Raw genomic sequence first — 22,777 nt, 5'->3', positions numbered from 1 at the left:
GGGCCAGGTCGGCGGGCCAGCCGGCTAGCGACGTTGCCTCTCGATGAGCACGTCGTGCAGGTGCACGGTGCCGGCGTTGCGCTGCCAGCGGCCGTCGGGCTGCAGGATCCAGGCGGCCGTGTCGTCGTCGAAGGCGACGTCGAGGAGCTTGCCGAGCTCGGCGACCTCGTCCTGGCCCGCGACCTGGACCAGCACCTCGACGCGCCGGTCGAGGTTGCGGTGCATCAGGTCGGCGGAGCCGATCCAGGCGGTCGGCTCGCCGCCGTTCTCGAACCAGAAGATCCGGCTGTGCTCGAGGAACCGCCCGAGGATCGAGCGCACCGTGACGTTCTCCGACAGCCCGGGGACGCCGGGCCGCAGCGCGCTGATCCCGCGGATCAGCGCCTCGACCCGCACCCCCTCACGGGAGGCGAGGTAGAGCGCGTCGATGACTGCCTCGTCCACCACCGAGTTGGCCTTCATCCGGATGGCCGCCGGCAGCCCCGAGCGCGCGTTCTCGATCTCGCCGTGGATCCGCTCCACCAGCCCCGACCGGACCGAGCCGGGGGCGACCAGCACGCCGGCGTACGACGCGTTGCGGGAGTAGCCGGAGAGGTTGTTGAACAGGTGGGCGACGTCCTCGCAGATCGCCTCGTTGGTCGTGATCAGTCCCAGGTCCTCGTAGTGGCGGGCGGTCTTGCCGTTGTAGTTGCCGGTGCCGATGTGGACGTAGCGCCGGATGCCCTCCGGCTCGTCGCGCACCACCATCGCCAGCTTGCAGTGGGTCTTGAGCCCGACCTGCCCGTAGACCACGTGGCAGCCCGCTTGCTCCAGCTTGCGGGCCCAACGGATGTTGGCCTGCTCGTCGAAGCGCGCCTTGATCTCCACGATCACCAGCACCTGCTTGCCGGCCTCGGCGGCGTCGATGAGGGCGTCGATGATCGGGGAGTCGCCCGAGGTGCGGTAGAGCGTCTGCTTGATCGCCAGCACGTGCGGGTCGGCGGCGGCCTGCTCGACGAGCCGCTGGACGCTGGTCGCGAACGAGTCGTAGGGGTGGTGGAGCAGCACGTCGTGGCGGCGCACGGCCTTGAACACGTCGACCGGCGTCGCCGTCTCCACCTCCGCCAGGTGGCGGTGGGTGGTCGGGATGAAAGCCGGGAACTTCAGCTCCTCCCGTGCGAGGTCGGCGATCCCGTGCAGCCCGGACAGGTCGAGCGGCCCCGGCAGGGTGAAGACCTCCTCCTCGGTGACGCCCAGCTCGGAGGTCAGCAGCTCGAGCACGTCGGGCGTCATCGACTCCTCGACCTCGAGCCGCACGGGGGGCCCGAACCGGCGGCGCAGCAGCTCCTTCTCGAGCGCCGCGAGCAGGTTCTCGGCGTCGTCCTCCTCGACCTCGAGGTCCTCGTTGCGGGTGACCCGGAAGGTGTGAACCTGCAGCACCTCCATGCCGGGGAAGAGCTTCTTGAGGTGCTCGCGGATCACGTCCTCGAGCGGCACGAACCGGTCGTTGCCCAGCTCGACGAAGCGACCGAAGTTGGGCGGCACCTTCACCCGGGCGAAGTGCTCCTTGTCGGTCTGCGGGTTGCGGACCAGCACCGCGAGGTTGAGGGACAGCCCGGAGATGTAGGGGAACGGGTGGGCCGGGTCGACGGCCAGCGGCGTCAGCACCGGGAACACGCGGTCCTTGAAGAACCTCTTGCAGTGACGCTGCTCGTCGCGCTCGAGGTCGGGCCAACGCACCAGCTGGATGCCGTGGTCGGCCAGCTCGGGCACGATCCGCTCGCTGAAGAGCGAGGCGTGGCGCGGCGCCAACCGGCGCGTCTCCTCCCAGATCGCCTCCAGCACCTCACGGGGCAGCAGCCCGGACGCGGCGCGGACGGCGACGCCCGCGGCCATCCGGCGCTTGAGCCCGGCCACGCGGACCATGAAGAACTCGTCGAGGTTGCTGGCGAAGATCGCGGCGAACCGGACCCGCTCGAGCAGCGGCACCTGGGGGTCCTCGGCCAGCTCGAGGACCCGCTCGTTGAAGTGGAGCCAGGAGATCTCGCGGTCGAGGAACCGGTCCTCGTGCTTGGCGATCTCCTCCAGCGCTGCCTCGTGGGTGTCCGGGGCGGCCTCGGTCGTCATGGCCCGAGTCTCCCACCACGAGGTGAACGCCCGGTACGGCCTCCGGGATCCGCGGCGGCCGGCCGGCGGTAGGTTCGGGGACGTGAGGATCCTCGAGCGGCTGGAGCGGCTGTCCGTGGCTGGGGCTTTGGCGCTGCCCGAGCAGGTGCAGCGGCGGCTGCTCGGCCGGCCCGTGGTGCGCGACGGGCTGACGCTGTCGACGGAGTGGCAGTGGCTGTTGTGGCTCCAGCGGCTGGCCCGGATTCCCGGGGCCGAGACGCTGCCCCTCGACCGCGCCCGCGACGTCGTACGCCGGCAGGCGCGCCTGGTCGGCGGCCACCAGTCCGTGGGGTCGGTGAGGGACGTCCGCGTCGGGGACCTGCCCGGCCGCCTCTACACGCCGGAGCACGCGGTGTCGCCCGGCCCGCTGCTGGTCTTCTTCCACGGCGGCGGGTTCGTCTACGGCGACCTCGACTCCCACGACGCCGCCTGCCGCTTCCTGACTCGCCGCGCGGGGGTCCGGGTGCTGGCGGTCGACTACCGGCTCGCCCCCGAGCACACCTTCCCCGCCGCCCACGACGACTGCGTCGCGGCCTACCGCTGGGTGGTGGAGCACGTCGCGGAGCTCGGTGCCGACGCCGATCGGCTGGCGGTCGGGGGTGACTCCGCCGGCGGCTGCCTTGCTGCCACCACCGCCATCGCCGCCGCCCGTGAGGGTCTCCCGCTCGCCTTCCAGCTGCTCGTCTACCCGGTGACCGACCTGCGCGGCGACACCGAGAGCCGGCGCACGTTCGCCGCCGGCTTCTACCTGACCGAGGAGTTCTCCGACCTCGCGGAGCGCTGCTACCTGAACAGCCCCGCCGACCGCACCGACCCGCGCGCCTCGCCGCTGCTCGCCGACCTGCCGGCCGGGCTCGCGCCGGCGTACGTCGCGACGGCGGGGTTCGACCCGCTGCGCGACGAGGGCGAGGCCTACGCAGCGCGGCTGGAGGAGGCGGGGGTGCCGACCGAGGTACGCCGCTTCGAGGACCAGATCCACAGCTTCTTCAACGTCGTCGGGGTCGGTCGCTCCGCCCGGGCGGCCAACGAGGAGATCGCGGCGGCGCTGCGCACCGGACTGACCACGGCCGCGGAGCGCTCGCCGGGCTGATGCGAGGCCTGGCCGCCCTGGGCGCGCTGGTGCTGCGGACGCCGGCGCTGGCCCGGGCGCCCGTGCCGCTCTACCGGCACGGCCTCGGGTGGCTGCTCGGGCCCCGGCTGATGATGCTCGAGCACCGCGGCCGCCGCACGGGCGAGGCCCGCTACGCGTGCCTCGAGGTGGTCGAACGCCCCGAGGCGACACGGGTCGTCGTCGCGAGCGGCCTCGGCGAGCGGGCGCAGTGGTACCGCAACCTGCGGGCCGACCCCACCTGCTTCGTGAGCGTCGGCCGGCTGCGTCGCCGCCCGGCGACCGCGCGGGTGCTGGGTGACGCCGAGGCCTCGGCGGTGCTGGAGCGCTACCGGGAGGCCCACCCGCGGGCGTGGCGCACCCTCCGGGCCGCCATCGAGGCGGCGGGCGGGCCCGCCGACCACCTGCCGGTCGTCGAGCTGGTGCTCAGCGCTCCAGCCAGACCGTGACCGGTCCGTCGTTGACCGACGCCACCCGCATGTCGGCCCCGAACCGGCCGCGCGCCACCGTCGCGCCGAGCCGTTCGAGCTCGTCGCAGAAGGCGTCGTACGCCGGTTCGCTGACCGGCCCGGGTGCGGCGGCCTGCCACGTCGGCCGGCGACCCTTTCGCGCGTCGCCGTAGAGCGTGAACTGGCTGACCACGAGCACCGGCGCATCGACCTCGGAGGCCGACTTCTCCTCACGGAGCAGCCGCAGGTCCCACACCTTGCGGGCCGTCCACGCGATCTCGGCCGGGCCGTCGTCGTGGGTGACGCCGAGGTAGACCAGCAGCCCGGGACCGTCGATGGCGCCGACGACCTCGCCGTCCACGGTGACCGACGCCGACAGCACCCGCTGGACCACCGCTCGCATGGCGCTAGTCTCCCAGCCGTGAGCCAGCCCGACCTGCCTGCCGACCGCCTCCTGATCACGGTCGCCCCGACGGGGGCGGAGACCGCCAAGGCGGACTGCCCCCAGCTGCCGACGACGCCGGAGGAGATCGCCACGACGGCGGCGGAGTGCGAGGCCGCGGGGGCGGCGATGATCCACATCCACGTCCGTGACGCCGACCACCGCCCGACGCTCGACCTGGGCCTGCTGCGCGAGTGGGTGGCGGCCGTGCGGTCGGCCTCCTCGATGGTGGTGCAGCTCTCCACCGGCGGCTCGGTGCACGACCCCCTCGAGGACCGGCTGCGGGTGCTCGACGCCGAGCCGGACTCCTGCTCGCTGACCATGGGCACCACCAACTTCGGTGACGACGTGTTCTCCAACCCGTGGCCGTTCGTGTGCGAGCTCTACCAGCTCTCGCAGGAGCGGCAGGTGGTGCCGGAGTTCGAGCTCTTCGACCTCGGGCAGGTCCACGCGCTGGCGCGGCTGCTCGACAAGTTCGGTCTGCCCTACGGCGGCCGGGTGCACTGCGACCTGGTGATGGGGGTGCCGGGCGGCATGAACGGCACCGCCGACGCGCTGGTCGCCGCGGTCCGCGACCTGCCGGCTGCGGTCACCTCGTGGTCGGCCACCGGCATCGGCCGCTCCACGCTCGCGGTGGCGCTGGTCGCGCTGAGCAAGGGCGGCCACCTGCGGGTCGGGATGGAGGACGTGCTGACCCTCGCCCGCGGCGTACCCGTCGAGCACAACCGGCAGCTGGTCGAGCGCGCCGCGGCGCTCGGGGCGCTCGCGCAGCGCACGCCGATGACCCCCGACGAGGCGCGGGTGCTGCTCGGGACGCGCGCCGGGAGCTGAGGCGGCACCCGCCCCGTCAGTAGACGAGCGCCTGGACCCCGTCCTCGAGCACGGCCTCGGCGAACACGGCCGCCCCGGCGATCCGTACGCCGTCGAGCACGCCGTCCTCGCCGATGTCGCGGCGCGCGGCGCACTGCGAGCAGAGGGTCACCGACCCGCCCGCGAGGACCGCGTCGCGCAGGTCCGCGAGCGGGGTCGCCAGCGGCAGGTCGAACTCCTCGGCCCTGCCCGGTACCGCGAACCACGCCGCTTCCCCGGTCAGCCAGAGCGAGACCGAGGCCCCTGACGCGAGCGCGGACGCGGCCACCGTGAACGCCTGGTTGCAGCGCTCGGGGTCGTTGGCACCGCAGGTCACCTTCACCACCAGTGAGCGAGACATGCGCCGACTCTAGACTCGTGGCCATGCCGTTCGAGATCCCCCAGAACATCCACGAGAACTGCGCCCGCCTGGCGTGGCTCATCGGCACCTGGCAGGGCAACGGCCACGGTGAGTACCCCGGCATCGAGCCGTTCCAGTTCGGGCAGGAGGTCATCTTCCAGCAGGACGGCCGCCCCTTCATCCACTACTTCAGCCGCGCGTGGGTCACCGACGCCGAGGGCAACGAGATCCGCCCGGCCGCGCAGGAGACCGGCTTCCTCCGGCCGCAGCCGGACGGCACCCTCGAGATGGTGCTCACCCACAACCTCGGCTTCGTGGAGGTGTGGCAGGGCGAGATCCACGCCGAGCAGCCGCGGTTCGAGATCGTGACCGACGCCGTGGGCCGCACGGCCACCGCCAAGGAGTACGCCGGCGGCAAGCGGCTCTACGGCTACGTCAACGGCGACCTGATGTACGCCTTCGACATGCAGGCGATGGGCCACCCGCTGCAGCCGCACACCCACGCGCAGCTGAGGCGAGTGGCGGACGGAGGGTGAGGTGTCGACCCGGGACGACTGGCGGGAGAGGCTCCGCGGCAGCGGCTACCGGCTCACGCCCCAGCGCGAGCTGATCCTGGCGTCGGTGGAGCGGCTGGGTCACGCCACGCCCGACGAGGTGCTGCGCGACGTACGCCGGCACTCCGAGGCGGTCAACGCCTCCACGGTCTACCGGACCCTGGAGGTCCTCGAGGAGCTCGGCCTGATCCGCCACGCCCACCTGAGCGACCGCGCGCCGACCTACCACTCCGTCACCGACCACGAGCACTTCCACCTGGTCTGCCGGAATTGCCGGGAGGTGTTCTCCGTTGATCCTGATGTGCTCTCCGAGCTGCAAGAGACCCTGGAGGCCGACCACCGGTTCGCGATCGACGTCGGCCACCTGACGATCTTCGGAAGGTGTGAGAAGTGCCGCTGACCAGTCCCTTGCTCGACCTCCCCGACGCCGTCGCGGCCGAGGGGATCGACGCGGGTGTCGCCGCCCACTACGGCTCGTTCAACCGCGAGCAGCGGACCCTCGAGGCGGGTGACGGGTTCGTCGACCTCTCGCACCGCGAGGTGGTCCGGGTCACCGGCCCCGACCGGTTGACGTGGCTCCACTCGCTGACGACCCAGCAACTCACCGCCGTACAGCCGGGGGAGTGGACCTGGTCGCTCGTGCTCAGCCCGCAGGGACACGTGGAGCACGCCTTCGCCATCATCGACGACGGCGAGACCGCGACCCTCCACACCGAGCCGGGCGCCGGGCAGCCGCTGCTGGAGTTCCTGCAGCGAATGGTGTTCATGACCCGCGTCGAGGTCACCGACGCCACCGACGAGCTCGCCGTCACCTGGCGGCCGAAGGGCTACGACCTCGTGCCGCGCGAGCGGTTGACGGCGTACGCCGAGGCGGCGGGCCCGGCCTGCGGCATCTGGGCGTTCGAGGCGCTGCGGATCGCCCGCGGCGAGGCGCGGTTCGGGCTCGACACCGACCACCGGACCATCCCCAACGAGGCCGGCTGGATCCCCTCGGCGGTCCACCTCGACAAGGGCTGCTACCGCGGGCAGGAGACGGTCGCGCGCGTCCACACGCTCGGCCGGCCACCGCGCCGACTGGTCATGCTCCACCTCGACGGGTCCGAGAACCGGCTGCCCGAGCGCGGCGCCGACCTGCTCAACGGCGAGAAGGTGGTCGGCTTCGTCGGCTCGAGCGCCCGCCACCACGAGCTCGGCCCGATCGCGCTGGCGCTGGTCAAGCGCAACGTGCCGGTCGACGCGGTGCTGACGGCCGACGGCCTCGTGGCGGGCCAGGAGGTTGTGGTCGACCCCGACGTGGGGCTCCACGTCCGCCCCAAGCTCGGCTGACCCGGGCGGTCGCGGGACCGCCGACGTTCCGGGCCGCCCGGTGACTCGGGTCGTCGGCCATGTCCGTCACGCGGCCACGCGGCAGGCGGGACAGGCGCGCACCTGGCCGCACCAGCCTCCTCGGGTCAGGAGCCGACCGACCGCGGCGGCCGTGCGGCACGGTCGGCCGAACACCTGTCCCCATCCCAGACGCACGGCCCGCCGCCCGGCCACGGCCGACGCCAGGTCGCGATCCAGGTCGAGGTCGCGGGCTCGCGCGTTGTCGTGGAACAGTCGACCATCGAGCTCGAGATCGAGCGCGTACGCGGCGTACCTGACGTCGCGGAGGACGGGTCCGCGGGCCGAGTCGCGACACTGGCGTGCGGCCGCCGGCAGCCCGTGCGGGCGTTCGACGCGACTGAGGTAGCCGTGCTCGAGGACCGAGCAGGTGCCGGCCGCGACGTCGCCCAGGACGCCGGCGATGAAGTCCCGGCGTGCGATCCGGGTCCGGCCGTCGAGGGCCGTGCGGATCCGGTCGGCCGTGGTCAGCCGCGCTTGGACGACGTCCGCCAGCCGCGCGATGGTCGTCAGCTCGTCCGGCGCCCCGGCGGCGACGTCGAGCGCTGCCTGCTCGATGCGCACGCGGGGCGGTGAGGCGTGCCAGAGCGTCTTGCTGGAGAGGTCGGCCAGGTGGTGGATCCGGACCCCCGGCGGCGCCACCAGGCTGCGCCGTTCGCGCGCGACCGCCACGTGGATGATGCGGTCCTCGGCGACGCGGAGGCCCGGACCGCAGACGGCGCGGATCGCCGACTCGTGGGACAGGGCGGCCGGCGCCGTCGCCAGCACTCCCGCCCAGGCGCGCTGGAGCCAGGTGGGGTGACCGGTGTGGTCGAGGTAGACGCCGGCGTGGACGGACGAGAGCTCTCGCCGGCGCACGAGCCGCCTGAGGTCGTGCGGCTGCAGGCCGGCGTCGAGGGCCTGGGAGCGGGAGATCACGCCGGACTGGATGCCCAGCAGGTCGGCGATCGCGGCGGGGACGGCCATGCCTGACCCTGCCGCGGCGGCGAGGCGGGCACAACGGGGTCGGCCACGGCCTGTGGATGACGGGACAGCCGCCGATCCGCGCCACCCCGTGGCACCGATCGTCGGCCGTGACGTCCGGCCCGGGACGGGGTCAGCCGCGCTGGTACATCACGTGGGTGTCGCGGGCCTCGTGGACGAAGCCCAGCCCCTGGTAGAGCCGGATCGCCGGGGCGTTGTCGGCCTCGACGTAGAGCAGCACCTCGGTGATGCCGCGCTCGGCCAGGTGGGCCAGCCCGGCGCGGGTGAGGGCCCGCCCGAGGCCCATGCCCTGCGCGGACGGGTCGATCCCCACGACGTAGACCTCGCCGACCTCGGCGGAGTGGGCCTTGGTCCAGTGGAAGCCCAGCAGCCGTCCCTCGTCGACGGCCACCAACAGCCCGGAGGGGTCGAACCACGGCTCGGCCATGCGCTCGGCCAGGTCCTCGGCGGTCATCTTCCCCTGCTCGGGGTGGGTGGCGAAGGCGGCGGCGTTGATGCGGAGCAGCTGCTCCTCGTCGCGCTGGTGGTAGCCGCGGATCGCGACCCCCTCGGGCAGGGAGACCTCGCCGGCCGGCTCGGCGGCGCGCCGTCGCATCACCCACAGCTCACGCACCTTCGTGAAGCCGTGGCGCTCGGCCAGCCGGGCGGCAGCGGGGTGGTCGACGTGGGACCAGGCCCGCAGTGCCCCGTCGTACGCCGGCAGGAGCGCCTCCAGCAGCGACCCGCCCACGCCCTTGCCGCGCGCGCCGGGCCGCACCACCAGCGACAGCTCGTCGCCGATCAGCAGCACGAACCCGTCGCCGGTGACGTGCCCCTCGAGGTCGTCGGAGCGGTGTCGCAGCGCGAGCCAGGCCGCCTCGTCGAGCGGGGAGGTGCCGTCTGCTGCCTCGGCGTCGGCAGCGATGTCGGCGATGAGTCGCACTCCGTCGGCGTCCACGGTCCCGAGGTTATGCGGTGCCGGTGACGAACGGATCACCCCCCGGGGTACCCCACGCCGCCGGCCGCGGCGGGGCGCTCACACGTCCTGGGAGTCGCGCTCCTCGACCTCGGCCGTGGCCGCCGGGGACCGCGCCGGGAGCACGAACCGGTAGCCGACGTTGCGCACCGTGCCGATCAGCGTCTCGTGCTCGGGCCCGAGCTTGGCGCGCAGCCGGCGGACGTGGACGTCGACGGTGCGGGTGCCGCCGAAGTAGTCGTAGCCCCACACCTCCTGCAGCAGCTGGTCGCGGCTGAACACCCGGCCGGGGTGCTGGGCGAGGTGCTTGAGCAGCTCGAACTCCTTGAAGGTCAGGTCGAGCACGCGGCTGCCGAGCCGGGCCGTGTAGGCCGCCTCGTCGATGACCACCTCGCCGGACCGGATGACGTGGGCCTCGGGGTCCTCGGCCTCCTTCTGCGCGGTGAGCCGGCCGGTGGCCAGCCGGAGCCGCGCCTCGAGCTCGGCCGGGCCGAGGGTGTCGAGCACCACGTCGTCGATCCCCCAGTCGTGGCTCACCGCGGCGAGACCGCCCTCGGTGAGCACCAGCAGCACCGGTACGTCGACGCCGGTGGTGCGGATCAGCCGGCACAGGTCGCGGGCCTGGGCGAGCTCGCGGCGGCCGTCGACGAGGATCACGTCGGACTCGGGGGCGTCGAGGAGGGCGCTGCCCTCGGCGGGCAGGATCCGCACGTGGTGCGCGAGGAGCGCCAGGGAGGGCAGCACGTCGGCGGAGGGTTGCAGCGAGCTCGTCAGCAGCAGCACCTGGCTCATCACACGGCCTCCCTCGGTCTGCGGGCCCGTGCGCAAGGATAGTGAACGATGAACGAGCCCGAGATCACCGTCCATTTCTGGGCGGCCGCGCGCGCGGCGGCCGGCACCGGCGAGCTGAGGCTGCCGGTCGAGGGCCCGGTCACGCTCGCCGACGTCGTACGCCGGGTGGTGGCCGAGCGGCCAGAGACCCGGCTCGCGGGCGTGCTGGAGGTGTGCTCGGTGCTCGTGGGTGAGCGGCCGGTCACCACCCGCGACCCGGCGCAGGTGTGGGTCGAGCCGGGGGAGACCGTCGAGTTCCTGCCGCCGTTCGCCGGCGGCTGAGGGAAGCCCCCGGGGGGCGGTAGTCCCTAACGAAATGGCTCGCTATCGCGCGGATCGGCGACCGTTTCGTGAGGGACTACCCACCCCACCGGGGGAGGCACCAGCCTGGTCGGACCGGGTCAGGCCTCGATCGCGGTCCGGTCGGAGGACTGCCCGCTGATCTCGATCTTGCGCGGCTTGGCCTTCTCGGCCACCGGGACGGTCAGCCGGAGCACGCCGCCGTCGTAGCCCGCCTCGATCCGGTCGAGGTCGAGGTTGTCGCCGAGCACGAGCTGCCGGCTGAAGACGCCCCGCGGCCGCTCGGTCGCGAGCATCTCCCAGTCGCCGTTGCGGGGCACCCGCTCGGCGCGCACGGTCAGCACGTTGCGCTCGACGTCGAGGTCGATGCTGTCCCGGGCGACGCCGGGCAGGTCGAACTCGATGACGAAGTGGTCTCCCTCGCGCCAGGCGTCCATCGGCATCACCGCGGGGCGGTTCGTGGTGCCGAGGAGCTGCTGGGTGAGACGGTCGAAGTCACGGAACGGGTCCGTGGAACGCAGCAACATCACAAGTCCTCCTCCGGATCGTGATCGGTCGTTGTTGGTGATGTCCGACAGGTGTAACCTGCAATGACAGTTATAGATTCCCTCCATCGCAGATTTCAAGTAGGAGGTACGCCGTGGCGCGGTCGCACGGGGTCTACGCCATCTCGGTGGTGGCCGAGATGGTCGAGATGCCCGCCCAGAACCTGCGGGTCTACGAGCGCCACGGGCTGGTCGAGCCGGCCCGCACCGACGGCGGCACCCGGCGCTACAGCCGCGACGACGTCGACCGGCTCCACCGGATCCGGGACCTGCTCGCCGAGGGCCTCAACCTCGCCGGCATCGCGCGGGTGCTCGCCCTCGAGGAGGAGGTACGCCGGCTGCGCGCCCGGCTGGACGCCTAGAGCAGGTCCGCGAGCAGCTGAGCCGCCCGGGCGGCCCCGTCGCTCTCCACGGGCCGGTAGTCGACCTCGCGACCCATCTCGCCCACGACCGCCTCGACCAACGCGTCGGGGTCGGCCGCGGCGTCGTAGTCCAGGCAGCGGCCGGCGCCGTAGCGCTCGAGCCGGTGCCGCACGTGGCGGTTCTGCTCGAAGTGGTGCCGCAGCGGCACGTAGACGAACGGCCGGCGGGCCGCGGTCAGCTCCATGGTGGTGGTGAGCCCGCCCTGGACGACCGAGATGTCGGCGGCGGCGAGGTGCCGGTAGAGGTCGGGCACGTGCCCGCGCACCGTCACCCCGCGCCGACGGGGGAGCGAGGCGGGGTCGATCCGCGGCCCGCCGACCACGAGCACGCGCATCCCCGGCACCTCGCGCCGCAGCGCGGGGACGGCGTCGAGGACCCGGCGCAGCAGCGGCTGCCCCACGCCGGACCCGCCGACGGTCACCACGCAGTAGGGGCGGTCGGGCTCGATGCCGAGCCGGGCTCGAAGGGCGCCGCGGTCGGCCACCGACGCGGGGTCGAAGCCGGTCACGTAGCCGGCGAAGTCGAAGTGGCCGCGCACCCAGTCGTCGATCCGCGGCAGGCCGGGCCCGAACGCGTCGGCCACGACGTCGTCGGGGTTGCCCACGAACACCGACCGGTCCCGCACCGCGGCGTACCGCGCGCGCTGCTCGAGCATCTCGGCGTTGTAGTCGGCGGTGAGCCGTGCCTCCTCCTCGCCGCCGTCGGGCATGGGCAGCCAGCCGACGAAGTCGGTCAGCCAGGCGAAGGGGAACCGCTTGAGCTCGGGGTTCTCGTGGAGGAAGTAGTCAACGTCCCAGGCCTCGTCGCCGATGACGAGGTCGTAGTGCTCCTCGGCGACCACGTCGGCGAAGACCAGGAAGTTGTTGACCAGCGTCTCGTCCATCCGCCGGATCGCCTGGAAGGCGTGGAGGTCGTGCTCGCCGGCCTCGTGCTCGATGTGGGCCGACTCGTTGGCCAGCCACCGCGAGGCCGGGTGAATCCGCTCGCCGGCCTGCTCGAGTACCGCGGTCACGGGGTGCTGGGCGAGCCAGTCGACCTCGAGGTCGGGGTGGAGCTTGCGCAGCTCCTGCGCGGTCGCGAGGTCGCGGCGGGCGTGCCCGAGCCCGATCGGTGAGGAGAGGTAGAGCGCCCGCCGACGGCGTGAGGCGGCGGCCGGCCAGGTCCGTCGGGTCACCGGCGGCCGGATCCCCGCCACGAACTCCCGGATCAGGTGGTTGACCTTCACCGGCTGCCGCGCGTGCGGTCCGTGGCCGGTGCCCTCGAGCAGCACCAGCGAGCCGCGCGTACGTCGCGCCAGCTCCTCGCCCACCGACGCCGGCACGACCCGGTCGTCCGTGCCGTGGACGACCGTGACCGGGCACCGGACCTGTTCGCACAACGGCCCCAGCGGCTCCGTCTCGGCGCCGTCGGTGCCCATCCGGCCGCAGACGGTGTCGACCAGGGTCACCGGGTCGATCTCGCGACCCCAGCCGATGCAGTCCTCGATCTGCTTGGTGGAGTGGGCCTCGGCGAACATCTGCCCGAAGAAGAAGTGCAGGAAGTCGTCGTAGCCGCCCTCGGTCCAGTAGTGCCGGTTGTAGGTCCGCCACCCCGCGTGATCCTCGAGGTCGGCGTCCCAGTCGGCGTCGCGGGGATAGGCCCCGAACCGGCAGGACGGCCCGATCGCGAAGAGACCGAGCACCCGGTCGGGGTGGCGCGCGGCCACGTGCACGGCGTGGGTTGCCCCGGCCGAGAGCGCGACCAGCACCGCCCGGTCGGTGCCGGTCGCGTCGAGCACGGCGACCGCGTCGGCGGCGAACTCCCGGTCGGCGTACGCCGCCGCGCCGCTCGGCCGGTCGGAGCGGCCGCTCCCGCGGCCGTCGAAGGTGACCACCCGGAAGTGGCGCGCCAGGTAGGGCACCTGCGCCTTCCAGAAGCGCGAGTGGACGATCACCCACGTCGGCATCAGCAGCAGCGTGGTGTCGCCGTCGCCGAAGACCTCCCAGGCGAGCCCGACCCCGTCGCGGACGACGGTGCCGGAGGAGTCGGGCTCGCGTGCCCGGACGGCAGGGGTCACGGCCTGACCTCCAGCACCATGTTGAACGGCGTCTCGGCGACCTTGGCGAAGCGGGAGAACCCGCCCGTCGTGACCACGTCCCGCAGCCTCGCGGGGCCCGCCTGCGTCCCGAGCGCCAGTCCGACGTCCTGCGACAGCGACGCGGGGGTGCACAGCAGCGTGGAGAAGCCATAGTAGGCCCGCCCGACGGGGTTGAGGTTGTCCTGCAGGGCATCACCGGCGAGCGGCTCGACGACCATCCAGGTGCCGTCGTCGGCCAGCGCGGCGCGCACCCGGCGGGCGGCGCCGACGGGGTCGCCCATGTCGTGGAGCGCGTCGAAGGTCGTCACCAGGTCGTAGCCGTCGCCGGGGAAGTCCTGGGCCGTCGCGACCTCGAAGTCCACCCGGTCGCCGACGCCGGCCTCGGCGGCCCGGGCGCGGGCCTGCTCGATCGACGCGGGGTGGTAGTCGAACCCGATGAAGGTCGACTCCGGGAAGGCCTGGGCCATGATGATCGTCGAGGCGCCGTGGCCACAGCCGAGGTCGGCCACGCGGGCACCGCTCCGCAGCCGGTCCACCACGCCGTCGAGCGCGGGCAGCCACTCGGCGACCAGGTGGGCGGCGTACCCGGGCCGGAAGAACCGCTCACAGCCCTCGTGGACGTCGTGGTGGTGCTCGTGCCAGCCGAGGCCGGCGCCGCTGCGGGCCGCCTCGAGCACCCGGTCGGCGTCGCGGGCGGTGCCGAGGGCGATCTGGAAGAACCCGGGCAGGTACGCCGGCGACGACTCGTCGGCGAGGGCGACGGCGTGCTCGGGGGGCAGCTCGAAGCTCCCGGCGTCGGCGTCGTAGCTGACGAAGCCGCCCGCGGCCTGGGCGCTGAGCCACTCGCGGGCGTAGCGCTCCGAGGTGTCGGTGCGGTGGGCGAGCTGGGTCGGGGTGACGGGACCGGCGTCGGCCATCGCCCGGTAGTAGCCGAGCTGGTCGCCCATCACCACCAGCGCGGTGTTGAGGGTCGCGCCCACCTCGTCCACGGCGCGGAAGACGAAGCCCATCAGCTTGTCGACGTCGATCTCGGTGGGGCGCTGCTGCACATCGGTCATGGTGGTTCCCTCCCAGTGGTGGTGTGTGGTCCAGGAGGCCGAACCTAGGAACGAGGGACGCCGGGTCGCATCAGGTGACCCCCCTGGTCGTGGACCGTCGAGCCGGTCCCCGGTCGGACCTACAGTGGGCGGGTGCTGGTCGGGCGGGACCTGGAGCGCCGGGCGCTGGCGGAGCTCCTCGCCGGGGCCCGGGTCGGCGAGGGTCGGGCCCTCGTCGTGTCCGGGGAGCCCGGCGTCGGCAAGACCGCGCTGCTCGAGGACGCGGCGGGGCTGGCGACAGGGATGCGGGTGCTGCGGGCGCAGGGTGTCGACGCGGAGCGCATGCTGGCCTTCGCCGGCCTCTCCCAGCTGCTGGCGCCGCTGCTGCCGCTGCTCGACGAGGTCCCCGGCGTTCAGTCCGAGGCGCTGCGGTCCGCGCTGCTGCTGGGGGACGCCGACCCGGGACCGGTCCCCACGCGGTTCGCGGTGGGGGCGGCGGCGCTGAGCCTGTTGAGCCGGGCTGCGGAGGACCGGCCGCTGGCCGTGCTGGTCGACGACGGCCACCTGCTCGACGAGGCGTCGGCCGACGCGCTGGTCTTCGCGTCCCGGCGGCTGACCTCCGACGCGGTCGCGGTCCTCGTCGCGCTGCGGCCCGGCGAGCCGGAGCAGGCGTGGTCGCCGCTGCCGCGGCTCGACCTGGCTGGGATCGACCTCCCCGCTGCGGCGACCCTGCTCGGTGAGGAGACGCCCGAGGACCGGGTACGCCGGCTGCACCACGCCACCGGCGGCAACCCGCTGGCGCTGCTGGAGCTGCGCGACGCCGACCTCGGGCCAGGTCCGGCCGACCTGCCGCTGCCGGTGTCGGTCACCGTCGGTCGCGCCTTCCTCGACCAGACACGGGACCTGGACGACGACGCCCGCACCACCCTGCTGGTGGCCGCGACCGACGGCAGCAGCCTGGTGCGGGTGCTCGACGCCGCCCGTTCCCTCGGCGTGGCCGCGCCCACCCTGACCCTGGCCGTCGACGCCGGACTGGTCTCGGTGCGCGAGGACCGCGTCGAGTTCCGCCACCCCCTGGTCCGCTCCGCCGTGTACGGCGCGGCCCCGCCGGCCGTGCGCCGCGACGTCCACCGGGCCCTGGCCGCGGTGGTGCCACCTACCCAGCCGGAGCGGCTGGCCTGGCACCTGTCCCAGAGCGCGGTGGCGCCCGACGACGACACCGCCACGACCCTGCAGTCGGTGGCCCGGACCGCCACCAGCCGCGGTGCGCACGCGGTGGCCGCGACCGCCCTGGAGCGGGCCGCCGAGCTGGCCGGGACCGCGGCGCACCGCGCGGGACTGCTGGTGGAGTCGGCGTACGGCGCCTGGCTGGCCGGGTGGCCGCAGCGGGCGCTCGACCTCGCCGACCGTGCCGTCGCGACCGCGCCCGACGCCCGGGTGCGGGCCCAGCAGCTGCGGGGCGCGGTGCTGACCCGCGCGGGGTCCCTGCCCGAGGCGCAGGCGACCCTGCTGGCGGCCGCTGCCGAGGCGGCGGACGCGGATCCCGCGCTGGCGGTGTCGCTCTACTCCGACGCCGTCCACGCGACGTTCCTGCTCGCCGACGCCGCGGCGGCGACGCGGTGCTGCACGGCGCTCGACCGGCTGCTGGAGACGGTGACCGACGCGGACGTGGTCGCGCTGGCCCGGATGGCCTCGGGGATGGCGCTGGTCGTGTCGGGGCGCGGGGCCGAGGGGGTCGACCGGGTCCGGGAGGCGCTGGCCCCGGTCGCGGCGGGGACCGCCTCCGACCAGGACCTGCTCCGCCACCCGCTGCTGCTGCAGGGCGCGCTGTGGGTGCGTGAGCGCGGCCCGGTGCGTGACGCGGTGATCCGCGCCATGGGGGACCTGCGCGACCGGGCGGCGCTCGGGTCGCTGCCGCTGCTGCTGATGCAGCTGGGCCGGGAGGCGGCCACGACCGACCGCTGGGACGACGCCGCGTCGGCGTACTCCGAGGGCATCCGGCTGGCCCGCGAGACCGGGCAGACCAACGACCTGGCGATGGCGCTGGCCGGGCTGGCGGTGCTGGAGGCGCGCCGTGGTCGGGCCGAGCCCTGCGAGGCGTACGCCGCCGAGGCGGCCGGGATCGCCGAGCGCGACACCGTCCGGGTGGCGGGCCTCTGGGCCGCTGCGGCCCGCGGCGACCTGGCGGCCGGCCGTGGCGACCCCGCGGCGGCGGTCGGGCCCTACGAGCGGGTCGAGTCGCTGCTGGCCGGGACCGGGTTCGCCGACCCCGACCAGTCCTGCACCCCCGAGCTGGTCGAGGTGCTGCTCCACCTCGGGCGGCCCGCAGAGGCCGCGGAGCGCGCCGCAGCCCACGCCGGCCTGGCCGAGCAGAAGGGCGAGGCGTGGGCGCTGGCCCGTGCGGCCCGGACCCGCGGGCTCTGTGCGGACACCCCGGAGCAGGCGGAGGCGGCGTTCGCCGAGGCGCTGGAGCTGCACGCGGGCACCCCCGACCGCTACGAGGCGGCCCGCACGCGGCTCGCCCTCGGCGCCCGGCTGCGGCGCGAGCGCCGCCGGGTCGACGCGCGGCCGCCGCTGCGCGAGGCGCTGTCGGCGTTCGAGGACCTCGGTGCCCGTCCCTGGGCGGACCGGACAGCCCAGGAGCTCGAGGCCACCGGCGAGACCGCGCAGCGGCGCGACCTCGGCCCGGTCGAGCAGCTCACCCCGCAGGAACGGCAGATCGCCCAGCTCCTCGCGGAGGGCCGGACCACGCGCGAGGCGGCGGGCGCGCTGTTCCTCAGCCCGAAGACCGTCGAGTACCACCTGCGGCACGTCTACCAGAAGCTCGGCATCCGCTCCCGGACCGAGCTCGCCGCGGCGATGGCCGACCGGTCCTCCACCCCGACGGGTTAGTCCGTTCGGACCATTTCGTCTGGTCCCTTCGTCCACGGCTGGGCGATTCACCAACCTGTTACCGACCTCCCCACCCACGATGGCCACGCGCGGCCGCCCGGGCGTCCCCCGGGGACCGCGCGCCGTGCTGTCTCGGACCCCCCGCGTCGACCTCGGAAAGGCCCCCCGTGAGCCACCACCCCCGGACCGTCCACCCGCGCCAGACCACCCCGTGGCGGCGGCGTGGCAGCCTGCTGCTGGCCGCCGCGCTGACGGCCGCGGGTCTCGCCGTGGTCGACGCCGTCGCGCTGCCTGCCCCGAAGGCGTGGGCGCTGCCGGCGCTGGAGTGCCCCAACGTCTACTCGCTCCAGGGCCAGGCACCGCGCAACCTGTGGGAGGTCGACGTCGACACCGGCACCCAGTCCTCGGTGGGCAGCGAGTTCGACATCGCCGGCAACACCAACAACCTCAACGGTCTCGGCATCGCCGGCGACGGCTCCCACGCGATCGGCGTCATCCCCACCACGGGGAGCGGCCGCGCCGTCTACCGGTACGACCGGGCCACCGACACCACCGCCCAGCTCGGTGCCGGCGTCGCCAACGCCGCCACCACGCACGGCGCGATCGACCCGATCTCCGGCATCTACTACTACGGGGGCCTGAGCGGCAGCACCCTCAACGTCTACGGCTTCAACCCGGCGACCGCCACGTCGCTGGGCCTCGTCGCCACCGGCACGATCCCCAACAACGGCGCCAACGGCGACTTCGCCTTCGACCGCCGCGGTCGCCTCTACGTCGTGGCCGGCAACGCCGGCAGCAGCGTGTTCTCCAGGGTCGACCAGCCGATGCCCGCGACCGGTCCCGCGATCACCATCACCGCGACCAAGATCTCCGACATCCCGGCACCGCAGGCGATCAACGGCATCGCCTACTCCGGCACCGGCTACCTCTACGTCTCCAGCGGCGCGAACATCTACCAGATCAACCCGAGCTCCGGCGCGGTCGTCTCGACCAACGCCTTCTCCCAGACCGGCTCGGTCGACCTCGGCTCCTGTGCCACCCCCAGCACCGTGTCGGTGGTCGGCAGCTTCCCCGACGGACGCTCCGCCCCCGGCCACCAGGTCACCCTCACGGTCACCGGCGGCGGCATCAGCCAGGGCAACACCGCCACCACCACCGGCACCGACCCCGGGCCGCAGACCGAGCCCGGCGAGGTCGTCGGCCCGATCCCCGGGCTCCCCGACACCACCTACACCGTCAGCCAGTCCGGCAGCGGCACCGGCTCCGGCTACACGAGCACCTGGCGGTGCGTCGACGAGAACGCCGGGGACACGGTCGTGGCCAGCGGCACCGGCTCCACCGGCACCTTCACGATGCCGTGGGGCGGCCACGAGGGCGCCGCGGTCGTCTGCACCTTCACCAACGCCCTCTCCGCCCCGGCGGTCGCGCTGGACAAGCAGGCCGGGACGCTGGTCGACGCCGACAACGACGGCCGGCCGAGCCCCGGTGACACCGTCGACTACACCTTCGTCGTCACCAACACCGGCAACGTCGACCTCGCCGCCGTCTCCGTCAGCGACCCGCTGGTCGGCACCGTCACCTGCCCCGCCGGGACGCTCGCGCCGACCGCGTCGGTCACCTGCACCGCCGCGGCGTACGCCGTCACCCAGGCCGACATCGACACCGGCCGGGTCGACAACACCGCGACCGCCACGGGCCAGCCGGCCGACTCCTCGCTGGCCGACGTCACCTCGGCCCCCGACGCCACCAGCACCCCGCTGCCGAAGCGGCCGCGACTGCTGCTCGACAAGGTCGCCGGGACCCCCCAGGACGACAACGCCTCCGGCAAGGCCGACGCCGGCGACTCGATCAGCTACACGTTCGACGTCACCAACACCGGCAACGTCACCCTCCACGCCGTCGCGGTGGACGACCCCAAGCTGGGCGCGGTCACGTGCACCGACACGGTGCTCGCCCCGGGCGCCTCGACCAGCTGCACCGCGAGCCCCCACACGATCACGGTCGCCGAGGAGAACGCCGGCAGTGTCGACAACACCGCCACCGCGCGGGCCCTCGACCCCGACGACGAGCCGGTGACCTCCGAGCCCGACTCGACCTCCACCCCCGTGCAGACCGCCAACCCCGAGCTGACCCTCGACAAGGCGGCCGGCACCCCGGTCGACGTCAACGGCAACGGGCTGACCGACGCCGGCGACACCATCGCCTACACCTTCACCGTCACCAACACCGGCGACGTGCCCGTCAGCGGGATCTCCGTCGGCGACCCGCGGCTGACCGGCGTCACCTGCGCCGAGACCGCGCTCGCGCCCACCGCGTCGACCAGCTGCACCGCCGACCCCTACACGGTCACCACCGACGACGAGCTCGCCGGCAGCGTCGACAACACCGCGGTCGCCTCCGGGCGGGACCCCGACAGCGCCGACGTGGTCTCCGCGCCCGACTCGACCTCCACCCCGGTGACCGCCGCCGACCCGTCCCTCACCGTGGACAAGGTCGCCGGCACCCCGGTGGACGTCAACGGGTCCGGCATCACCGACGCCGGTGACACCATCGCCTACACCTTCACCGTCACCAACACCGGCAACGTCACCCTGAGCGGCGTCGGCGTCGACGACGCCCTGGCCGGCCCGGTCACCTGCGACGCCACGACCCTCGCCCCGGGTGCCGACACCGCATGCGCGGCCGACGCCGCCTACGTCATCACCGCCGACGACGAGACGGCCGGTGTGGTGACCAACACCGCGACGGCGTCGGGCACCCCCGCCGGCGACAGCAGTGCGGTCACCTCCGGCCCCGACACCACCAACACCCCCGTGACGGCGCAGGCGCCGGCCCTGACCCTGGACAAGGTCGCCGGCACGCCGGTGGACGTCAACGGGTCCGGGCTGACCGACGCGGGCGACACGATCGCCTACTCCTTCACGGTCACCAACGACGGCAACGTGCCGGTCCGCGACGTCCGGGTGGTCGACCCGCTGGTCGGCGCGGTGACCTGCGACGCGGTCCGGCTCGCGCCGACCGAGTCGACGAGCTGCACGGCCGACGCGGCGTACGTCGTCACCGAGGCCGACGAGAGCGCTGGCTCGGTCGACAACACCGCGGTCGCCCGGGGTGACGACCCCGACGGGGACCGGGTCGACTCGCCGGAGGACACCACCTCGACGCCGACCGACGTGCCGGCGCCGTCGCTGGCCCTGGTCAAGACCGCCGGCGCCCCCGTGGACACCAACGGCTCGGGCCTGACCGACGCCGGCGACACGATCGCCTACTCGTTCACCGTCACCAACGACGGCAACGTCCCGGTGACCGACCTCCGGGTGGTCGACCCGCTCGCCGGGGCGGTCACCTGTGACGTCACGAGCCTCGCCCCTGCCGCCTCCGCGCACTGCACGGCCGACGCGGCGTACGTCGTCACCGAGGCCGACGAGACGGCCGGCTCAGTCGACAACACCGCGGTCGCCCGGGGCGATGACCCCGACGGCGTCCGGGTCGACTCGCCGGAGGACACCACCTCGACGCCGACCGCCGTGCCGGCGCCGTCGCTGGCCTTCGAGAAGACGGCGGGTACGCCGGTGGACGTCAACGGCTCGGGCCTGACCGACGCCGGTGACACGATCGCCTACTCGTTCACGGTCACCAACGACGGCAACGTGCCGGTCTCGGGCCTGACCGTGGTCGACGCGCTCGCGGGCCCGGTCACCTGTGACGTGACCACCCTGGCGCCGGCCGAGGCCACCGACTGCGTGGCCGACGCGCCCTACGAGGTCACCGGCGCCGACGAGACCGCCGGTTCGGTCGACAACACCGCTCACGCGCAGGCGACCGACCCCGACGGCGGCGACGTGACCTCGCCGGAGGACAGCACCACGACGCCGACCGCCGTGCCGGCACCCTCGCTGCTGCTGGAGAAGACGGCCGGGACCCCGGTGGACGTCAACGGCTCCGGCCTGACCGACGCGGGTGACACGATCGCCTACTCGTTCACGGTCACCAACGACGGCAACGTCCCGGTGACCGGCATCGCGGTCGTCGACCCGAAGGCGGGCGCGGTCACCTGCGCCGACACCAGCCTGGCGCCCAGCGCGTCGACCAGCTGCACGGCCGACGCGGCGTACGTCGTCACCGAGGCCGACGAGCTCGCCGGCGAGGTGGTCAACGAGGCGCGCGCCGAGGGCGTCGACCCCGACGGCGCCGACGTGCTCTCGCCGGAGGACTCCACGACCACGCCGACCGACGTACCGGCGCCGGCGCTGCTGCTGGACAAGACCGCGGGCGAGCCGGTGGACGTCAACGGGTCGGGCATCACCGACGCGGGCGACACCATCGCCTACACCTTCACCGTCACCAACGACGGCAACGTGCCGGTCTCCGCAGTCGCGGTCGACGACCCCCGCGCGGGCTCGGTGACCTGTGACGACACCACCCTCGCCCCGGGCGCGAGCACGGCGTGCGCCGCGGACGCGGCCTACGTTGTCACCGACGACGACGTCGCGGCGGAGGTCGTGACCAACACCGCGACCGCCCACGGCACCGACCCCGACGGCGGACCGGTCGCCTCCGACCCCGACTCCACCAACACCCCGGTGACCGCCCAGGCGCCGGTGCTGACGCTGGAGAAGCACGCGGCCGACCCGGCCGACGCCAACCGCGACGGCATCGTCGACGCCGGTGACACGATCGCCTACACGTTCACCGTCACCAACGACGGCAACGTGCCGGTCGCCGGCATCGCCGTCGACGACCCGCTGGTGGGTGCGGTGACCTGTGCACCGGTGCGGCTGCTGCCCGGCGAGAGCGCCGACTGCGCGGCCGACGCGGCCTACGAGATCACCCGGGCCGACGAGCGCGACGGCAAGGTCGTCAACGTGGCCGTGGCCACCGGCACCGACCCCGACGGCGGCGACGTGCTGTCCAACGACGACAGCACCAGCACGCCGGTGGACACCCCGCAGGCGAGCCTCGCGCTCGACAAGCGGGCCGGTGAGCCGGTCGACCGTGACGACAACGGTCGGGTCGACGCGGGCGACACGATCCTCTACACGTTCACGGTCACCAACACCGGCAACGTCATCGCCCGCGACGTGCGGGTGCGCGACCCCAAGCTGGCGAAGGTCCGGTGTGCCACGACCACCCTGGAGCCGGGGCAGTCGACGCTGTGCCGGGCGACCGAGCCCTACGTCATCACCAAGGCCGAGGTCCGGGAGGGCAGCGTCGACAACACGGCGTACGCCCGCGCGGACGTGCTCGGCAGCTGGCTGAGCTCGCCCGACGACAGCGTCACCACCCCGACGGCGGTCGCCGGTGGCGGTGCGGCCGAGCCGCCCGCCCTGCCGGAGACCGGCGGCCCGTCACGGCTGGTGGCGGGCGCCGGGCTGGGGCTGCTCGCCCTCGGCTCGCTGCTGCTGGTGGCCGGGCGACGGCGTCGGGAGCAGACCGGCTGAG

Annotated in this window: 19 protein-coding genes; 10 read left to right on the top strand and 9 right to left on the bottom strand. The window is 73.9% G+C overall.

Annotated features, from left to right (window positions below):
* Window positions 1-24: 24 nt before the first annotated feature.
* A complete protein-coding gene (locus K6T13_RS15385; RefSeq protein WP_222895411.1) occupies window positions 25-2,106 on the bottom strand; it encodes an RNA degradosome polyphosphate kinase in 2,082 nt (693 codons plus the stop codon).
* An 82-nt stretch (window positions 2,107-2,188) separates the two neighbouring features.
* Here K6T13_RS15385 and K6T13_RS15380 point away from each other — a divergent pair, with 82 nt between their 5' ends.
* The gene (locus K6T13_RS15380) at window positions 2,189-3,235 is read left to right on the top strand and encodes an alpha/beta hydrolase (RefSeq protein ID WP_249423818.1); all 1,047 of its coding nucleotides are present in this window, start codon (window positions 2,189-2,191) and stop codon (window positions 3,233-3,235) included.
* Window positions 3,235-3,702: a nitroreductase family deazaflavin-dependent oxidoreductase gene (locus K6T13_RS15375; protein ID WP_249423817.1), complete on the top strand. Its 468-nt coding sequence runs from the start codon at window positions 3,235-3,237 to the stop codon at window positions 3,700-3,702. Before K6T13_RS15380 ends, K6T13_RS15375 begins: the two co-directional genes overlap by 1 nt.
* Here K6T13_RS15375 and dtd read toward each other — a convergent pair.
* Window positions 3,680-4,105: a D-aminoacyl-tRNA deacylase gene (gene dtd, locus K6T13_RS15370; RefSeq protein ID WP_222895409.1), complete on the bottom strand. Its 426-nt coding sequence runs from the start codon at window positions 4,103-4,105 to the stop codon at window positions 3,680-3,682. The genes K6T13_RS15375 and dtd overlap by 23 nt on opposite strands.
* Before the next feature lie 18 nt (window positions 4,106-4,123).
* Here dtd and K6T13_RS15365 point away from each other — a divergent pair, with 18 nt between their 5' ends.
* The gene (locus tag K6T13_RS15365; protein WP_249423816.1) at window positions 4,124-4,975 is read left to right on the top strand and encodes a beta-keto acid cleavage family enzyme; all 852 of its coding nucleotides are present in this window, start codon (window positions 4,124-4,126) and stop codon (window positions 4,973-4,975) included.
* A 16-nt stretch (window positions 4,976-4,991) separates the two neighbouring features.
* On the opposite strand, the gene K6T13_RS15360 is transcribed toward K6T13_RS15365, so the two are convergent.
* Window positions 4,992-5,354: a DsrE family protein gene (locus K6T13_RS15360; protein WP_222895408.1), complete on the bottom strand. Its 363-nt coding sequence runs from the start codon at window positions 5,352-5,354 to the stop codon at window positions 4,992-4,994.
* 23 nt (window positions 5,355-5,377) lie between these two features.
* On the opposite strand from K6T13_RS15360, the gene K6T13_RS15355 reads away from it, so the two are divergent.
* From K6T13_RS15355 to ygfZ, 3 genes are read left to right on the top strand one after another with little or no spacing between them, the layout of a single operon-like run.
* Window positions 5,378-5,890 carry a heme-binding beta-barrel domain-containing protein gene (locus tag K6T13_RS15355; RefSeq protein ID WP_222895407.1) on the top strand — a complete coding sequence of 171 codons (513 nt, stop codon included), beginning with the start codon at window positions 5,378-5,380 and terminating at the stop codon, window positions 5,888-5,890.
* 1 nt (window position 5,891) lies between these two features.
* The gene (locus K6T13_RS15350; protein ID WP_222895406.1) at window positions 5,892-6,308 is read left to right on the top strand and encodes a Fur family transcriptional regulator; all 417 of its coding nucleotides are present in this window, start codon (window positions 5,892-5,894) and stop codon (window positions 6,306-6,308) included.
* Window positions 6,305-7,234, top strand: coding sequence for a CAF17-like 4Fe-4S cluster assembly/insertion protein YgfZ (ygfZ, locus tag K6T13_RS15345; protein ID WP_430228246.1), 930 nt, complete (start codon window positions 6,305-6,307; stop codon window positions 7,232-7,234). The genes K6T13_RS15350 and ygfZ overlap by 4 nt, the downstream gene beginning before the upstream one ends.
* Before the next feature lie 66 nt (window positions 7,235-7,300).
* Here ygfZ and K6T13_RS15340 read toward each other — a convergent pair whose 3' ends face one another.
* From K6T13_RS15340 to K6T13_RS15330, 3 genes are all read right to left on the bottom strand, one after another.
* Window positions 7,301-8,257, bottom strand: coding sequence for a hypothetical protein (locus tag K6T13_RS15340; protein ID WP_222895404.1), 957 nt, complete (start codon window positions 8,255-8,257; stop codon window positions 7,301-7,303).
* A gap of 130 nt (window positions 8,258-8,387) precedes the next feature.
* Window positions 8,388-9,212, bottom strand: a complete 825-nt coding sequence (gene mshD, locus K6T13_RS15335) for a mycothiol synthase (protein WP_222895403.1) — start codon at window positions 9,210-9,212, stop codon at window positions 8,388-8,390.
* A gap of 78 nt (window positions 9,213-9,290) precedes the next feature.
* Complete coding sequence (locus tag K6T13_RS15330; RefSeq protein ID WP_222895402.1) at window positions 9,291-10,022, bottom strand: response regulator transcription factor; 732 nt, start codon at window positions 10,020-10,022, stop codon at window positions 9,291-9,293.
* A 48-nt stretch (window positions 10,023-10,070) separates the two neighbouring features.
* Between K6T13_RS15330 and K6T13_RS15325 the strand changes: the two genes are divergently transcribed.
* Complete coding sequence (locus tag K6T13_RS15325; RefSeq protein WP_222895401.1) at window positions 10,071-10,343, top strand: MoaD/ThiS family protein; 273 nt, start codon at window positions 10,071-10,073, stop codon at window positions 10,341-10,343.
* 119 nt (window positions 10,344-10,462) lie between these two features.
* On the opposite strand, the gene K6T13_RS15320 is transcribed toward K6T13_RS15325, so the two are convergent.
* Complete coding sequence (locus tag K6T13_RS15320; protein WP_222895400.1) at window positions 10,463-10,888, bottom strand: Hsp20/alpha crystallin family protein; 426 nt, start codon at window positions 10,886-10,888, stop codon at window positions 10,463-10,465.
* Window positions 10,889-11,001: 113 nt separating this feature from the next.
* On the opposite strand from K6T13_RS15320, the gene K6T13_RS15315 reads away from it, so the two are divergent.
* Window positions 11,002-11,268 carry a MerR family transcriptional regulator gene (locus tag K6T13_RS15315; RefSeq protein ID WP_249423815.1) on the top strand — a complete coding sequence of 89 codons (267 nt, stop codon included), beginning with the start codon at window positions 11,002-11,004 and terminating at the stop codon, window positions 11,266-11,268.
* Here K6T13_RS15315 and K6T13_RS15310 read toward each other — a convergent pair.
* On the bottom strand, window positions 11,265-13,385 hold the full coding sequence (locus tag K6T13_RS15310; RefSeq protein ID WP_222895399.1) for an alpha/beta hydrolase: 2,121 nt from the start codon (window positions 13,383-13,385) through the stop codon (window positions 11,265-11,267). The two genes, K6T13_RS15315 and K6T13_RS15310, sit on opposite strands and share 4 nt — an antisense overlap.
* Complete coding sequence (locus K6T13_RS15305) at window positions 13,382-14,464, bottom strand: class I SAM-dependent methyltransferase (RefSeq protein ID WP_222895398.1); 1,083 nt, start codon at window positions 14,462-14,464, stop codon at window positions 13,382-13,384. Before K6T13_RS15305 ends, K6T13_RS15310 begins: the two co-directional genes overlap by 4 nt.
* Window positions 14,465-14,596: 132 nt before the next feature.
* Between K6T13_RS15305 and K6T13_RS15300 the strand changes: the two genes are divergently transcribed.
* Entirely contained in the window at window positions 14,597-17,335 is a 2,739-nt protein-coding gene (locus tag K6T13_RS15300; protein ID WP_222895397.1) for a helix-turn-helix transcriptional regulator, read from the top strand.
* Between the two features lie 167 nt (window positions 17,336-17,502).
* The gene (locus K6T13_RS17600; protein WP_222895396.1) at window positions 17,503-22,776 is read left to right on the top strand and encodes a beta strand repeat-containing protein; all 5,274 of its coding nucleotides are present in this window, start codon (window positions 17,503-17,505) and stop codon (window positions 22,774-22,776) included.
* The last annotated feature ends 1 nt before the right edge of the window (window position 22,777 follow it).

Origin of the sequence: Nocardioides coralli (assembly GCF_019880385.1) — a bacterium.
GTDB lineage: Bacteria > Actinomycetota > Actinomycetes > Propionibacteriales > Nocardioidaceae > Nocardioides > Nocardioides coralli.
Note: the sequence above shows the minus strand (reverse complement) of the source record. Positions and strands in the feature narration are given on the sequence as shown.

What these genes read in the sequence shown, in the direction of transcription:
- K6T13_RS15385 (WP_222895411.1), bottom strand. Translation starts at nt 2,106, where the DNA reads ATGACGACCGAGGCCGCCCCGGACACCCACGAGGCAGCGCTGGAGGAG.
- K6T13_RS15375 (WP_249423817.1), top strand. Translation starts at nt 3,235, where the DNA reads ATGCGAGGCCTGGCCGCCCTGGGCGCGCTGGTGCTGCGGACGCCGGCG.
- dtd (WP_222895409.1), bottom strand. Translation starts at nt 4,105, where the DNA reads ATGCGAGCGGTGGTCCAGCGGGTGCTGTCGGCGTCGGTCACCGTGGAC.
- K6T13_RS15360 (WP_222895408.1), bottom strand. Translation starts at nt 5,354, where the DNA reads ATGTCTCGCTCACTGGTGGTGAAGGTGACCTGCGGTGCCAACGACCCC.
- K6T13_RS15355 (WP_222895407.1), top strand. Translation starts at nt 5,378, where the DNA reads ATGCCGTTCGAGATCCCCCAGAACATCCACGAGAACTGCGCCCGCCTG.
- K6T13_RS15340 (WP_222895404.1), bottom strand. Translation starts at nt 8,257, where the DNA reads ATGGCCGTCCCCGCCGCGATCGCCGACCTGCTGGGCATCCAGTCCGGC.
- K6T13_RS15330 (WP_222895402.1), bottom strand. Translation starts at nt 10,022, where the DNA reads ATGAGCCAGGTGCTGCTGCTGACGAGCTCGCTGCAACCCTCCGCCGAC.
- K6T13_RS15325 (WP_222895401.1), top strand. Translation starts at nt 10,071, where the DNA reads ATGAACGAGCCCGAGATCACCGTCCATTTCTGGGCGGCCGCGCGCGCG.
- K6T13_RS15320 (WP_222895400.1), bottom strand. Translation starts at nt 10,888, where the DNA reads ATGTTGCTGCGTTCCACGGACCCGTTCCGTGACTTCGACCGTCTCACC.
- K6T13_RS15305 (WP_222895398.1), bottom strand. Translation starts at nt 14,464, where the DNA reads ATGACCGATGTGCAGCAGCGCCCCACCGAGATCGACGTCGACAAGCTG.